This window comes from Arthrobacter zhaoxinii, from assembly GCF_024385505.1.
Taxonomy (GTDB): domain Bacteria; phylum Actinomycetota; class Actinomycetes; order Actinomycetales; family Micrococcaceae; genus Arthrobacter_B; species Arthrobacter_B zhaoxinii.
On record NZ_JANFLT010000005.1, the window covers coordinates 139,472 to 153,656 of the forward strand.

11 protein-coding genes are annotated in these 14,185 nt (G+C 67.7%); 6 read left to right on the forward strand and 5 right to left on the reverse strand.

All coding sequences use genetic code 11. From position 1 onward, the window contains the following. Positions 1-126 precede the first annotated feature (126 nt). Positions 127-2,571 carry a RelA/SpoT family protein gene (locus NNX37_RS08065; protein WP_308206309.1) on the forward strand — a complete coding sequence of 815 codons (2,445 nt, stop codon included), beginning with the start codon at positions 127-129 and terminating at the stop codon, positions 2,569-2,571. 22 nt (positions 2,572-2,593) lie between these two features. Here the strand turns inward: NNX37_RS08065 and NNX37_RS08070 are convergent, their stop codons facing one another. The 3 genes from NNX37_RS08070 to NNX37_RS08080 form a co-directional block, all read right to left on the reverse strand. Next, on the reverse strand, positions 2,594-3,211 hold the full coding sequence (locus NNX37_RS08070) for a type IV toxin-antitoxin system AbiEi family antitoxin (RefSeq protein ID WP_255791873.1): 618 nt from the start codon (positions 3,209-3,211) through the stop codon (positions 2,594-2,596). Positions 3,212-3,310: 99 nt separating this feature from the next. Beyond that, a complete protein-coding gene (locus tag NNX37_RS08075) occupies positions 3,311-4,741 on the reverse strand; it encodes a DUF349 domain-containing protein (protein WP_255791875.1) in 1,431 nt (476 codons plus the stop codon). A 53-nt stretch (positions 4,742-4,794) separates the two neighbouring features. After that, on the reverse strand, positions 4,795-5,553 hold the full coding sequence (locus NNX37_RS08080) for a peptidylprolyl isomerase (protein ID WP_255791876.1): 759 nt from the start codon (positions 5,551-5,553) through the stop codon (positions 4,795-4,797). A gap of 202 nt (positions 5,554-5,755) precedes the next feature. Here NNX37_RS08080 and hisS point away from each other — a divergent pair, with 202 nt between their 5' ends. Together hisS and NNX37_RS08090 are read left to right on the forward strand one after the other, a co-directional pair. Further along, complete coding sequence (gene hisS / locus NNX37_RS08085; protein ID WP_255791878.1) at positions 5,756-7,111, forward strand: histidine--tRNA ligase; 1,356 nt, start codon at positions 5,756-5,758, stop codon at positions 7,109-7,111. Between the two features lie 51 nt (positions 7,112-7,162). Further along, positions 7,163-8,182 (forward strand): adenosine deaminase, encoded by a 1,020-nt coding sequence (locus NNX37_RS08090; protein ID WP_255791880.1) that lies wholly within the window; start codon positions 7,163-7,165, stop codon positions 8,180-8,182. Here the strand turns inward: NNX37_RS08090 and NNX37_RS08095 are convergent. Further along, positions 8,179-9,474 (reverse strand): APC family permease, encoded by a 1,296-nt coding sequence (locus tag NNX37_RS08095; protein ID WP_255791882.1) that lies wholly within the window; start codon positions 9,472-9,474, stop codon positions 8,179-8,181. The two genes, NNX37_RS08090 and NNX37_RS08095, sit on opposite strands and share 4 nt — an antisense overlap. Before the next feature lie 125 nt (positions 9,475-9,599). Here NNX37_RS08095 and aspS point away from each other — a divergent pair, with 125 nt between their 5' ends. From aspS to NNX37_RS08110, 3 genes are all read left to right on the forward strand, one after another. Then, positions 9,600-11,393, forward strand: a complete 1,794-nt coding sequence (gene aspS / locus NNX37_RS08100; protein WP_255791883.1) for an aspartate--tRNA ligase — start codon at positions 9,600-9,602, stop codon at positions 11,391-11,393. A 119-nt stretch (positions 11,394-11,512) separates the two neighbouring features. After that, positions 11,513-12,349, forward strand: coding sequence for a PhzF family phenazine biosynthesis protein (locus tag NNX37_RS08105; protein ID WP_255791884.1), 837 nt, complete (start codon positions 11,513-11,515; stop codon positions 12,347-12,349). A 9-nt stretch (positions 12,350-12,358) separates the two neighbouring features. After that, positions 12,359-13,414: a nitronate monooxygenase gene (locus NNX37_RS08110; RefSeq protein WP_255791885.1), complete on the forward strand. Its 1,056-nt coding sequence runs from the start codon at positions 12,359-12,361 to the stop codon at positions 13,412-13,414. 9 nt (positions 13,415-13,423) lie between these two features. Here the strand turns inward: NNX37_RS08110 and NNX37_RS08115 are convergent, their stop codons facing one another. Continuing rightward, positions 13,424-14,011 (reverse strand): acVLRF1 family peptidyl-tRNA hydrolase, encoded by a 588-nt coding sequence (locus NNX37_RS08115; protein ID WP_255791886.1) that lies wholly within the window; start codon positions 14,009-14,011, stop codon positions 13,424-13,426. Positions 14,012-14,185: the final 174 nt, after the last annotated feature.

The following is a 14,185-nucleotide window of genomic DNA, read 5'->3' on the forward strand; positions in this document are numbered from 1 at the left end:
GTACGGAACCGGCGGTTTAAGTGCAGAGCGGGCAGGCTTAGACTGGTTGACAGGAGCCGCGCTGCAGCGGACGCCAAGGAAGCGTTTTGAACACCTGCTTGAAGAAGCACGGAAGAAAGGTCGTCAGTGGCCAACAGCGCAACGCCTGCCGATGAGGCAGGAAACAGCGGTACCACGGGGATTGACCCGGGCAGTGAGAGCACCGCAGCGAGTGAAGCTGCGGCGCTGGATGCTGCCGGCAACCGCAGCGCCGACGCCCTGCTCCCGGTACCCGGCCAGGCCAGGACCCCTGCAGGGGCGAAGGTCGGCAGCGGATCAGGGCGGGCCCCGTCGACCGGGCGCCGCACCTCCACGCGCGCCCGGCTCGCCCGGCTGGCCGGCCGCGGCAATCCCGGCTACTCGCCCATGCTGGAACCGCTGCTGCGCACCGTGCGGGTGAACAACCCCAAGGAAGACCTGGACCTGATCCAGCGCGCCTACGTGGTGGCCGAGCGCAGCCACGAGGGCCAGAAGCGCAAGAGCGGGGACCCGTACATCACCCACCCGGTGGCTGTGGCGACCATCCTGGCGGAACTCGGCATGTCCGGCACCACCCTGGCGGCGGCCCTGCTGCATGACACCGTGGAGGACACCAGCTACACCCTGGACGAGCTGCGCTCCGATTTCGGTCCCGAAGTGGCGATGCTCGTGGACGGCGTCACCAAGCTGGACAAGGTCACCTTCGGCGACGCCGCGCAGTCCGAAACCGTGCGCAAAATGGTTGTTGCCATGGCCAAGGACATCCGCGTCCTGGTCATCAAACTTGCGGACCGGCTGCACAACGCCCGCACCTGGCGGTTCGTATCACCGGAATCGTCCGCCAAGAAGGCGCGCGAAACCCTGGAAATCTTCGCCCCGCTGGCCCACCGGCTGGGCATGAACACCATCAAGTGGGAGCTGGAGGACCTGTCCTTCGCCGCACTGCATCCCAAGGTCTATGACGAGATTGTCCGGATGGTCGGCGACCGGACGCCGGAACGGGAAAAGTACCTGGGCACGGTGCGGTCCCAGATCGCCGATGACCTGCACGCGGTCAAGATCAAGGCCACCATCACCGGCCGGCCCAAGCACTATTACTCGATCTACCAGAAGATGATCGTGCGGGGCAAAGACTTCGACGACATCCATGACCTGATGGGCGTACGCGTCCTGGTGGACTCCGTCCGCGACTGCTACGCCACCCTCGGTGCCCTGCATTCGCGCTGGAACCCCCTTCCCGGGCGGTTCAAGGACTACATCGCGATGCCGAAGTTCAACATGTACCAGTCACTGCACACCACGGTGATCGGTCCCGGCGGCAAGCCGGTGGAGATCCAGATCCGCACCCATGACATGCACCGCCGGGCCGAATACGGCGTGGCGGCGCACTGGAAGTACAAGGACGGAAACAAGGGCCCCGAAGCCCCCGATGACATGGGCTGGCTGCGGAGCCTGGTGGACTGGCAGCAGGAAACCTCGGATCCGGACGAATTCCTGGACTCCCTGCGGTTCGAAATCAACGCCCGCGAGGTCTTCGTCTTCACCCCCAAGGGCGAAGTGATGGCCCTTCCGGCCGGTTCGACGCCGGTGGACTTCGCGTACGCGGTCCACACCGAGGTGGGCCACCGGACCATCGGTGCACGCGTCAACGGGAAACTGGTGCCGCTCAACAGCGAGCTCCAGCACGGCGACTGGGTGGAGATCTTCACCTCCAAGGCCGAAGGCGCCGGCCCCAGCCAGGACTGGCAGGGCTTCGTCAAGAGCCCGCGTGCCCGGAACAAGATCCGGCAGTGGTTCACCAAGGAACGCCGCGAAGAGGCCATCGAAAAGGGCAAGGACCTGCTGACCCGGGGGATGCGCAAGCAGAACCTGCCGCTGCAGCGCCTGATGACCCACGATGCGCTGGTCGCGGTGGCCGAGGAACTGCACCACCAGGACATTTCGGGGCTCTACGCCGCCGTCGGTGACGGCCATACCTCGGCCCAGAACGTCATTGAGCACCTGGTCAACCTGATGGGCGGCCATCAGGGCGCCGAAGAGGACCTGGCGGAAGCACCGGTCTCCACGGCCGCCCGCCGCCCCAAGTTCACGGATTCGGGCGTTACCGTGCGCGGTACGGGAGACGTGTGGGTCAAGCTGGCCCGCTGCTGCACGCCGGTCCCGCCGGACCCCATCATCGGGTTCGTCACGCGCGGCTCAGGCGTTTCGGTCCACCGCAGCGACTGCCGCAACGTGCAGGAACTGCGGGCCACACCGGACCGCATTGTCCCGGTGGAGTGGGCACCGACCCAGTCCAGCGTGTTCCTGGTCGAAATCCAGGTGGAGGCACTGGACCGCAAGAGCCTGCTCTCGGACGTGACCCGGGTGCTCTCGGAGAACCACGTGAACATCCTCTCCGCCAGCGTCAACACCTCCAGTGACCGCGTGGCCATGTCGAAGTTCGTCTTCGAAATGGGGGATCCGAAGTACCTGAGCCACATCCTCAGCGCAGTGCGCAAGATCGACGGCGTGTTCGATGTCTACCGGACCACCGGGTCGCAGCGGCGGGTCTAACCGGCCAGGGTCGGCTAGTCGGCTAGTCAGCAGGGTCGGCGGCGGCCGCGACGCGTTCCAGCGCCGCCGCCTTGCCGGGCACCCGGCTGCCGGCCTCCAGTGCACGCCGCACGAGGTCCAGCCGGCAGCCCAGCACCGGATGCGCCGCGAGCCGACGCAGGGCGGCAACGGCGTCCGCAGTGCCCGCATAGAGGGCGACGTCGACGGCGGTCCGCAGCGGCGAGGTGACGGACACTGTGCCTACGTCCACGCGGTCCGCAGGGCCCAGCAGGACCTCATGGAGGACCGCGGTGCTGAAGGGCTGCATGGCACCGGTGCGGCTGCGCCGGTCCGCCAGGACATCGAGCCTGGGCGGCCGCGGAGCGCAGCCGTAAATCCAGGCGGCGGTCAGCCGTCCCATGGTGAGGCGCCGGCGCAGCGGCGGCGGCAGTTCCGCGGACGCCGCAAGGGCACGGACCACCGGATCCGGCCGGACATCCCAGCGCACAAAGGTCCCGGCATACACATGGCGCAGCAGCCCGTCCATCGCCATGGCCTGGAGTTCCTCGTGGCGGAAGACCTCCCCGGCAGTGAACAGCGCTCCGCCCGTGGAAGTGACCTGGGGAAGGGCCCCGGGGTAGGGAAAAAGTTGAGCGGGCATACAGATCAGCTTGTGCACTCTGCGGCCAAAACGAAAGCCCCGGCCCGCCGCTGTGGATAACGGGGACCGGGGCTTTCGCCGTGCGGAAGAGGGTAAAGCCTAGGCGAAGTCCTGCGCGGACTTCTGCAGCATGGCCAGCCACTGCTGGCGGGCTTCAAGGGCTTCGCGCGCATCCGCGATCTTCTTCGCGTTGCCGGCCTTCTCGGCGTCGGCCAGATCCTGCTCGAGGGACGCGATGGTCGCCTCCAGCTGGGACAGCGCCGAGTTGGTGCGCGCCTTGGTTTCCGGGTTGCTCCGCTGCCAGTGCTCGTCTTCGGCGGCCTTGACGGCTTCCTCGACCTTGCGGATGCCGGCTTCCATGCGGCCCATGTCCGCCCGCGGCACCTTGCCGGCGTCTTCCCAGCGTTCGCGGATGGACTGCAGGGCCTTGCGGGCTGCGGTCAGGTCACGCACCGGCAGCAGCGCCTGGGCTTCCTTCAGCAGCTCTTCCTTGACTACGAGGTTGGCGGCGAATTCCTCGTCGATAACCTCGTTCGCGGCCTGCCGGGCTGCGAAGAACTGATCCTGCGCTGCACGGAAACGCGCCCACAGGGCGTCGTCGTCCTTGCGGCTGGCGCGCTTGGACGCCTTCCACTCGTCCATGAGCTGCCGGTATTCGGCGGCGGTGTTGCCCCAGTCCGTGGACGTGGCCAGTTCCTCGGCGCGGGCGATGAGCGCCTCCTTCGCCGCCTTGGCGGACGAGTTTTCGCTGTCCAGCTGGGAGAAGTAGGCGCGGCGGTGGCGGTCGAAGACCGTGCGGGCGGAACGGAACCGCTTCCACAGGGAGTCTTCGGTGCTGCGGCCCAGGCGCGGGCCGTTCTTCTGCGCGGTCTTCCACGCATCGAACAGCTCATTCATCCGGTTGCTGCTGGTCTTCCACTGGATGGTGGCAGGGTCCTTGGCGGCGATTTCCTCCGCCTCGGCCACGATGGCCTCGCGGGCAGCGAGTTCGCGGGCCTTCACTGCTTCAGCTTCGGCGCGCTCGGCGGCCTCGGCTTCCTGCAGCGAGGCTTCGAGGGACGCAATGCGGGCGTCGAGAGCCTTGATGTCGCCCACCATCTTGCGCTCGGCCACCTGCTGGGCCAGGTGCTTCAGCGTCTTGTGGATGTCTGCGGCCGGGGCCTTGACCTGCACCCGCTGCTCGAGGAGCAGGAGCTGGCTGGCGACGTCGTCGTACTTGCGTACGAAGTAGGCCAGCGCTTCCTCCTTGGAGGCATCGGGGAACTGCCCGACGGCGGTTTCCTCGCCGTCCACGATCAGGAAGACGTGGCCGTCCTCCTCGACGCGTGCGAAGCGGGCTGCTTCCTCCAGCGGGGTGGAGTGGGCGGCCGGGGCAGCCACCACCGGCTGGGCTGCCGCGCCGGGCCGGGCGCCTACGGCTGCGGGGGAGGGCCGCCGCGCCGCGAGTGCTGCCGGGCTCGGAGTGGCAGGCCGGGACGTCTCCGTAGTGGAAGGGCCTGCTGTTTCGTCGGATTTCTGACTGTCTGTCACCGCTAAAAGTCTTTCACTCGATGGATGGCAGTTTGCGAAGCCCGCGCCGCCGTTTACTTCAGGGTGAACGAGTTAATCGTCACCGGGTCTTTCGGACGGCCATCGGTTCCCCCGGAGTCAGTCCCCGAGGATGCAATGGCCTCAACTACGTCAAGACCTGACGTTACCTTACCCATTATCGTGTAGCCGCCGGATTCCTGCGCCAACGTCGAATCCTTGTAAACGATGAAGAACTGTGTGCCGTTGCTCATCACGTCGTCACCGCGGGCGACGGCGATGGTCCCGGCCGGGTAAATGCCGTCGGCAGGGGAGTTTTCCACGGGCCCCCACAGGAAATCCTGGTCGGCCTTTCCGTCACCGTTCGGTGATCCGCACTGCAGCACGGACGTGGATTCGGCGGCGGTCAGACGGTGGCAGTCCTTGCCGCTGAAATACCCCTCATCCGCAAGCGTCTTGAACACGGCGGCGGCCTGCGGTGCCGCGTTGCCGTCCAGCTCCACCCCGACCTCGCCCTGGCCAAGGGACAGGGAACCCGTGAAGGTCTTCCCCTCGGCAACGGACGGATCCGGAACGGCGGGCAAATCGGCGGCGGCGGACTCTTCCCGCAGCTGTGCCAGTTCGTCCGCGGTGGGGTCTGTACTGAACCAGCTCACCTGCAGGGCCACGGCCAGCGCGAGGATCACGACGGCGGCCGCTGCCGCGAAGAGGTTGTCCCGCTTCCGGCGTTTGGCACGGGCAGCGGCGAAGGCCCTGCGCGCTTCCATCCTCGCCACGCGGCGCCTGTCTTCACGGCTGGTGCGGTTCGCTGCCACCGTTACCTCCTGTACTGGATCTGCTGATCCCGGGCCGGAGCGGGAACGGACAGGAGTCCGCCCCCGCGCGTCCGGGACAAGGGCTGGCGCCCGAGTTCGCTAAAATGAGTGCCGCACATAGTTTATGCACGCTTTGAAGCGTGCACTTTGGCCGGGCGGAGTGCTGCCTGCGCCGTTTCGCCCACCTAAGGAGTTTGCCGCCATGGCACGCAAGGCCTCACTGTCCGGTTTCCCCGAATGGCTACCGCAGGAGCGCCTGGTTGAACTCCATGTCCTGGACGTACTGCGCCGAACCTTCGAACTGCACGGCTTTTCCAACATTGAAACCCGTGCCGTGGAAACGGTGGGCCAGCTGTTGCGCAAGGGCGAGATTGACAAGGAAGTCTATGCACTGAGCCGCCTGCAGGCCGAGGAGGGTGAGGCCTCCGGCAAGGAGGATCCCAACCAGCTAGCCCTGCACTTCGACCTGACCGTGCCGTTTGCCCGCTACGTGGTGGAGAACGCCGGCCACCTCTCCTTCCCGTTCCGCCGCTACCAGATCCAGAAGGTCTGGCGCGGTGAACGGCCGCAGGAGGGACGCGCCCGGGAGTTCACGCAGGCCGATATTGACGTGGTGGGCGACGGCGACCTGCCGTTCCGGTACGACGTCGAGCTGGCGCTGGTGATCGCCGAAGCCCTCGGCGCGCTGCCCATCCCCGAGTTTAAGATCCGGGTCAACAACCGCAAGCTGGCCGAAGGCTTCTACCGCGGCATCGGCCTGGAAGACACGGCCGGGGTGCTGCGCAGCATCGACAAACTGGAGAAGATCGGTGCGCAGCGTGTGGCCGAACTCCTGCAGGAAGAACTCGGCGCCACTGCCGAGCAGGCCGAGGCGGCCCTGAAGCTGGCCTCCATCCACACGGAAGACACCTCCTTCGTTGAGCAGGTCCGCGCCCTGGGCGTGTCCAACGAACTGCTCGAGGAAGGCCTGGACGAACTGTTCCAGGTCATCAGTGAAGCTTCCCGCCGTGCTCCGGGCCGCGTCCTGGCAGACCTGAGCATTGCCCGCGGCCTGGACTACTACACCGGCACCGTCTACGAAACGGTCCTCGTTGGCCACGAAGCGCTCGGCTCGATCTGCTCCGGCGGACGCTACGACTCCCTGGCGAGCAAGGGCAGCCGCACCTTCCCCGGCGTCGGACTCTCCATCGGCGTCACCCGGCTGGTGATGCGCATCCTCAGCCAGGACTTCGCCCAGGCCTCGCGCAGCGTGCCCACCACCGTGCTGCTGACCCTGGCCACCGATGAGTCCTGGTCCGAGGCCCAGGACATTGCCGCCCAGCTCCGCAGCCGGGGGATCTCCGTGGAGGTGGCACCGAAGGCAGAGAAGTTCGGCAAGCAGATCAAGTTCGCCGACCGCCGGGGCATCCCGTTTGTCTGGTTCACCCGCGAAGACGGCAGCCACGAGGTCAAGGACATCCGCTCCGGTGACCAGGTGCCCGCGGATCCGGCGCTCTGGACGCCGCCCGCGGAGGACCTCACCGTGCAGGTGACCCCGGCTTCGGTTCCCACCGCCTAGCGGAGCGGGCCGGGTAGCTGTTGCGGGCGGAGGCGTCCTAGGCTTGGTTCCATGGTTGCCGAACTGCTTTCCACCCCGCCCTGTGCCGAAATCCACCTGCACATAGAAGGGACGCTGGAACCCGAGCTGATCTTCGAACTGGCTGCGCGCAACGGCATTGACCTGCCCTACGCCGATCTCGAGGACCTCCGCGCCCGTTACCGCTTCACGGACCTGCAGTCCTTCCTGGACCTGTACTACTCCAACATGGACGTCCTGCGCACGGAGGCGGACTTCGCCGACATGACCCGCGCCTATCTGCGGCGGGCAGCCACCGCCGGGGTGCGGCATGTGGAGATGATGATGGACCCGCAGGCGCACCTCATCCGCGGGATTCCGCTCGAGACCTCCGTCCGCGGTGTGTGCGCGGTGCTGGAGCGCAGCGAGGAGGAATTCGGCATCTCCACCGGGCTGATCGCCGCGTTCCTGCGTGACCGCCCTGCGACGGAAGCCCTGGGGGTCCTGGACGAGCTGCTGGCCATGGGTGCGCCGATCATTGCGATCGGCCTGGATTCGGCGGAAGTGGGGAATCCGCCGTCGTGGTTCGTCGAGCTGTACCGGAGGGCGCGGGAGGCCGGACTGAGGACCGTTGCCCATGCCGGCGAGGAGGGGCCGCCCACCTACATCGTGGAGGCCCTGGACCTGCTCCTCGTCGACCGGATCGACCACGGCATCACCTGCCTGGATGACCCGGCGCTGGTCGAGCGGCTGGTCCGCGAGAGAATTCCGCTGACCATCTGCCCGCTTTCCAACGTGCGCCTGCAGGCCGTGGAGAGCCTGGCGCAGCATCCGCTGCCGCAGATGCTCGATCACGGGCTGAACATTTCAGTGAACTCCGACGATCCGGCGTATTTCGGCGGCTACGTGGATGACAACTTCCGGACCGTGCAGGAAGTCTTCGGCCTGAGCCGGGCGCAGCTCGCCCGGCTCGCGGAGGATTCCATCGAAGCTTCGTTTGCGTCCGCGGGACGCCGCGCCGAACTGCTGGACGAAGTCCGTGCGTGGGCGGCGGCCGGACCCGAAGCGGCCTAAAGCGCCGGCGGCGTCTTGGCGGAACGCGGGCGGCGGAAGCTCAGACGGACTACCAGTCCGGCCACCAGGATGATCAGGGCCAGGCTGATGGACAGCGGCGGCAGAGCGAGGGCCAGCAGCAGGGCACCGGCCGCGCCGGCAAGGTTCAGGATGCGCGGCGCGTAGCGGGTGCGGTCCTTCAGTGAGAACGCGCACACGGTGGTGATGGCCGCGTAGAACAGCAGCGTGAAGGACGCCATGCCCAGCAGTCCGTCAATATCGCCGGACAGCACCAGCAGCAGGACGACGACGGCGGCCGCGGCGTGGGCGGCCCAGGGGACGGAACCGGTCCGGGTGTTCCGAGTAGCGCTGAAGACTGACGGCAGGTCCCGGTCGGAGGCCATGGCGGACGCGGTCCGGCTTGCCGATTCCAGCAGCGACCACAGTCCGCCCAGCGCAGCGGCAGTAACCGCAATGACAACGGCACCCGTACCCACCCCGGCGCCCACGCTTTGCATCGGGTCCAGCAGCGGAGCGGTTTCCGCGGACAGCGCCGCCGCCCCGTAGTAGGCCAGCATGGAGGAGCCCATGAACCAATAAAGCACGAAGGCCACGGCCAGGGCCGCAGGGATGGCGATGGGGAGGTTGCGGGAGGGATTGCGCACACCGGAGCCCATGGTGGCCAGCCGCGTGTACCCGGAGAAGAGGAAGAACAGCAGTCCGGCCGCCTGCAGCACCCCGGACGTGGATGCCTCGATCTCCGCGCCCACGCGCACCGGCTGGTTGGGTGCCTCGTTGAAGAGCACCACCACGGTGAAGGCCAGGACGCTGAAAACGAAGGCAACAATGAAGCGGGTCACCCAGGAGCTCCGGCTGAATCCCAGCAGATTCACTGTGGCCATCACAACGACGGCGCCCGCGGCACCGACCCTGGGGTGTTCTGGGACGGCGTAGGCGCCGAACGCGAGGGCCAGCACGGCGGAGGACAGCAGCAGTCCCCACACCAGGGTCCAGCCGGAAAGGAACCCGCTGTACGGTCCCAGCAGGATCCGCGCGGCGGTCCGCGCCGTGGCATCCCCGCCCTGGTCGTCGGGGAGGCGCCGCGAGACGGCCCTGCTGAGCTGGAAGGTGGAGAGCCCGCAGAGGAAGGCCACAAATGCGGCTAGTCCCAGCGCGGCGCCCAGTGCAGGACCTGCGGCGGCGGCAGCCGGCGAGAAGGCAACAAACGCACCCGCGCCGACAATGGAGCCTAGGCCGGCAGTGGTGGCGTCAAAGCCGCCCAGGGGAACTCGCGGCTGGGTAGTGCCGGACAACAGGGGTGTCCAATCGGTAGGTGCTTGGCGGGGTGGGGGTCCGTTCACCGGTAAACTCTCAAGAAGACCGTGTATTTACAATGGGCGGAAACAGTGGTTTCCGCAAGTTTCTCGAAAGGACAGCTGTGCTGCGCACTCATGCCCTTGGTTCCCTGAGGGCCGAGCATATTGGACAGACCGTTACTCTCGCAGGCTGGGTCGCCCGACGGCGCGACCACGGCGGCGTTGCCTTCCTCGACCTCCGCGACGCTTCGGGCGTGGCGCAGGTGGTGGTGCGTGAAGAGGATGTCTTCCACGGCCTGCGCAACGAGTACGTCCTGCAGATCACCGGCACCGTGCAGAAGCGGCCCGAGGGCAACGAAAACCCGGCCCTCGCCACTGGCGAAGTCGAGGTGATCGCTGACGACGTCGTGATCCTGAACACCTCCGATCCGCTGCCGTTCCAGATTGACGAGCACGTGGAGGTCGGCGAGGAAGCCCGCCTGCGCCACCGCTACCTGGACCTGCGCCGCCCGGCACCGGCAGCAGCCATGCGCCTGCGGTCCGAAGCCAACCGTGTGGCCCGCGAGCTGCTGCACGGCGAAGGTTTCGTGGAAATTGAAACCCCCACGCTGACGCGCTCCACTCCCGAGGGTGCCCGCGACTTCGTGGTTCCCGCACGCCTGGCACCGGGTTCCTGGTACGCGCTGCCGCAGTCCCCGCAGCTGTTCAAGCAGCTGCTGCAGGTGGGCGGCTTCGAGAAGTACTACCAGATTGCCCGCTGCTACCGCGACGAGGACTTCCGCGCGGACCGCCAGCCGGAGTTCACGCAGCTGGACATCGAGGCCAGCTTCGTCGAGGAAGACGACATCATCGCCCTGGGCGAGCAGATCGTGAAGTCGCTGTGGAAGCTCATCGGCGTCGAGATCACCACCCCCATTCCGCGCATGACCTACGCGGATGCCATGGCCCGCTACGGTTCCGACAAGCCGGACCTGCGTTTCGGCCTGGAACTGACCGAGCTCACCGAGTTCTTCAAGGACACCACCTTCCGCGTTTTCCAGGCCCCGTACGTGGGTGCCGTGGTGATGCCCGGCGGCGCCTCCCAGGCACGCCGGACCCTGGATGCCTGGCAGGAATGGGCCAAGCAGCGAGGCGCAAAGGGCCTGGCCTACGTGCTCATCCAGGAGGACGGAACGCTGACCGGCCCGGTCGCCAAGAACCTGACGGACTTCGAGCGGGAGAACCTCGCCGAAAAGGTCGGCGCCAAGCCCGGCGACTGCATCTTCTTCGGAGCCGGTGAAAAGAGCGAGGCACGAGCCCTGCTCGGTGCCGCCCGCGTGGAGATCGGCCACCGCACCGGCCTGATCGATCCCAAGGACTGGGCCTTCGTCTGGGTTGTCGACGCCCCCATGTTCGAGCCGGCCTCCGCTGCCGTTGCAGCCGGTGACGTAGCAGTGGGCGGCGGCGCCTGGACCGCCGTGCACCACGCGTTCACTTCGCCCAAGCCCGAATTCATGGATACCTTCGACACGGATCCCGAGTCGGCCGTGGCCTACGCCTACGACATTGTCTGCAACGGCAATGAAATCGGCGGCGGCTCCATCCGTATCCACCAGCGCGACGTGCAGGAACGGGTCTTCAAGGTCATGGGCCTTTCACAGGAAGACGCCCAGGAGAAGTTCGGGTTCCTGCTCGAAGGCTTCAAGTACGGTGCACCGCCCCACGGCGGCATCGCCTTCGGCTGGGACCGCGTGGTGGCCCTGCTGGCCGGCACCGATTCCATCCGCGACGTCATCGCCTTCCCGAAGTCCGGCGGCGGCTTCGACCCGCTGACGCAGGCTCCGGCGCCGATCACGCCGCAGCAGCGCAAGGAAGCCGGCGTGGACTTCAAGTCGGAGGCCAAGAAGGACAAGGAAGCACCCGCGAAGGAAGCGTAACTTCCCGGCGCAGACGGTACCCGGTCGCAGCACGCGGCCGGGTACCGTGCTTTAACCCCTGCCCGGACATGCCCGCTTCCGCTGGACAGTCCGGCACCGGCACCCGATAGTGTTTGGGCATGAGAGATCGCTGGTTCAAGCAGGTGGACGTCTTCGGCACCAAACCCTATCTGGGCAACCCCGTGGCGGTGGTGCTCGACGCGGACGGCGTGTCCGACGCCGCCATGGCCTCCTTTGCCCGGTGGACCAACCTGTCGGAGACCACCTTCGTCCTGCCTCCGACGCAGGACGGCGCCGACTACAAGGTCCGGATTTTCACGCCCGGGGGAGAGATCCCCTTCGCCGGGCACCCCACGCTGGGCACCTGCCACGCCTGGCTGGAGGCCGGCAACATTCCGCACTATCCCGGCGTCGTCATTCAGGAATGCGGAGTGGGGCTGGTGACCCTGCACGCCTCGGCCGGTATGGCCGCGTTCGGCGCCCCGCCGCTGATCCGCTCGGGCGAGCTGGAGGAAGCCGTATTGAAACAGGCACTGGACGCCCTGGGCATCACCCGGGACCAGGTCTCCGCCTCAAACTGGATCGACAACGGCCCCGGCTGGCTCGGCCTGCTCCTGAAGGATGCCGAAACCGTCCTGTCCCTGACCCCGGATCCGGCCGCCATGGGATCCCTGGCTGTCGGAGTCATCGGACCGAAGGACGACGGCGAGGAAACGGACTTCGAAGTCCGCGCCTTCGCGCCCGGCCACGGTGTGCCGGAGGATCCGGTTACCGGCAGCCTCAACGCCGGGCTGGCGCAGTGGCTGATCGGAGCCGGGCTGGCACCGGAACGCTACACCGTCACCCAGGGCACCGTGCTGGAACGGTCCGGACTGGTGCGGATCTTTACCCGCGACCGCAGAATCTGGGTCGGCGGGGAAACCACCACCTGCATTGACGGCACCGTAAAGCTCTAACCGCCCGCCGTGTTCACGCTGAAATCCCTGCCGCACACCGTCGTCGGTGCCCCGATGGCCGGCGGGCCGTCCACTCCGTCGCTGGCCGCGGCGGTCAGTAACGCCGGCGGGCTGGGTTTCCTGGCCGCCGGCTACAAAAGCGCCGGGGCGGTGGCCGCCGAAATTGCGCGGACCAGCGAGCTGACCGGCAAGCCGTTCGGCATCAACCTCTTTGTGCCGGACGCCGCGAATACCGGCGGTTCCGGTACGTCCCGCCGGGTCGCTGCCGCCCTGGCCTACCGTGAGCAGCTGGCTCGGGACTATCCGCCGGAGCTGCTGCCGCTGCCGGACCCGGCGGACGACGACGACTGGGACGCGAAGCTCGAGCTGGTCCGCCGCCTGCAGGTGCCGGTGGTGTCCTTTACCTTCGGCCTGCCCGGCAAAGACGTCATCGATGCGCTCCGGGATGCGGGCACCGCCGTCGCTGTAACCGTGACCACCGCAGAAGAAGCCGCCCTGGCCGCAGCGGCGGGTGCCGGGATCCTGTGTCTGCAGGGTCCGGACGCAGGCGGCCACCGCTCAACCTTCGACGCCGCGGCGGAACCGCCCGCGCAGCCGCTGGAGGACTTGGTACGCGCCGTCCGGGGCGTCGGCAGCGGTGGTGGAACCGGCGTCGAACTCATTGTTGCCGGAGGGATCTGCACCTCCGCCGAGGCGCGGGCCCTCCTCGAGGCAGGGGCCGATGCCGTGCAGATCGGCACCGCGCTGCTGCTGAGCCCGGAAGCCGGAACCAGCGGCGTGCACCGGGCGGCCCTGCAGGACCCGCAGTTTACGCAGACGGCACTGACCCGTGCCTTCTCCGGCCGCACAGCCCGGGGACTCGCCAACCGGTTTATGGCAGAACACTCTGACGCGCCTGCCGCGTATCCGCTGGTCAACCAGATCACGAAAGCGCTCCGGGCGCAGGCCGCGGCCGCCGGGGATCCGCACGGCACCAGTCTCTGGGCGGGGACCGGTTACCGTGCGGCAGTGCCGGAGCCCGCCGCCGCTGTGGTCGGGCGCATCGCGGGCACGCCGCCGGCCTGAATCCCGGAGCTAGGGCAGCGTAATCCGGATGACCACGGACGCCGCGTCCCGGGCCGCCTGCTCCAGCACCGCGGCTTTGGGATCGGGAACGTCCAGCGGACGCAGCCGGGGGAGTCCTGCCCAGCGCGCAAATTCCCGCCGGCCGGCCACCTGCTCGGCCAGCATCCGGTCGCCGCCGAAGACCAGGTACTCCGGAGCGGCGCTGCCGAAGACGGCCGCTGCCTGTTCCGCGACGGTGCCCGCCAGGGCTTCGGCTGCGTTGGCCCGGCGGCTGTTGGACGAACCGGTTTTCGAGGCCAGCAGCTTCCCTTCCCGGGCCACCCCTACGGCATATCCGCCGCGGCGCACCAGCACCAGCCCCAGGGTCCGGGCCTGCCCGGCCAGCGAAGCGAGGCGTTCGACGTCGTTGGTTCCCCGTCCAGGCCGCCCGTCGGCAGGCCAAGGGCCGAGTAGCCGGGCCTCGGCGCCGGAGGCTGCACGGACCCGGATCCCGTCGTTTTCGGGCAGGAACTCCAGGGGACCCTGACTTGCCTCGAACCGTTCCAGCCACCCGACCAGCCGCTCTGCAGGAACATAGGTGGTGCGGGAGCCGGGCACGGTGAGGCCTGCTTTCAACGAAAGTGGGATGGACCAGCTCAGGTTACGGCACGAGTAGCCTTGAAGCGTGAATGGTTTGCCGGGGAATGATTTGTTCAGCGTTGACGGAGACGACGACGCAGAGTTCGACGACGCCGGGGCGGCCCAGGGCACGCGGATACGGCCGCGCAGCCC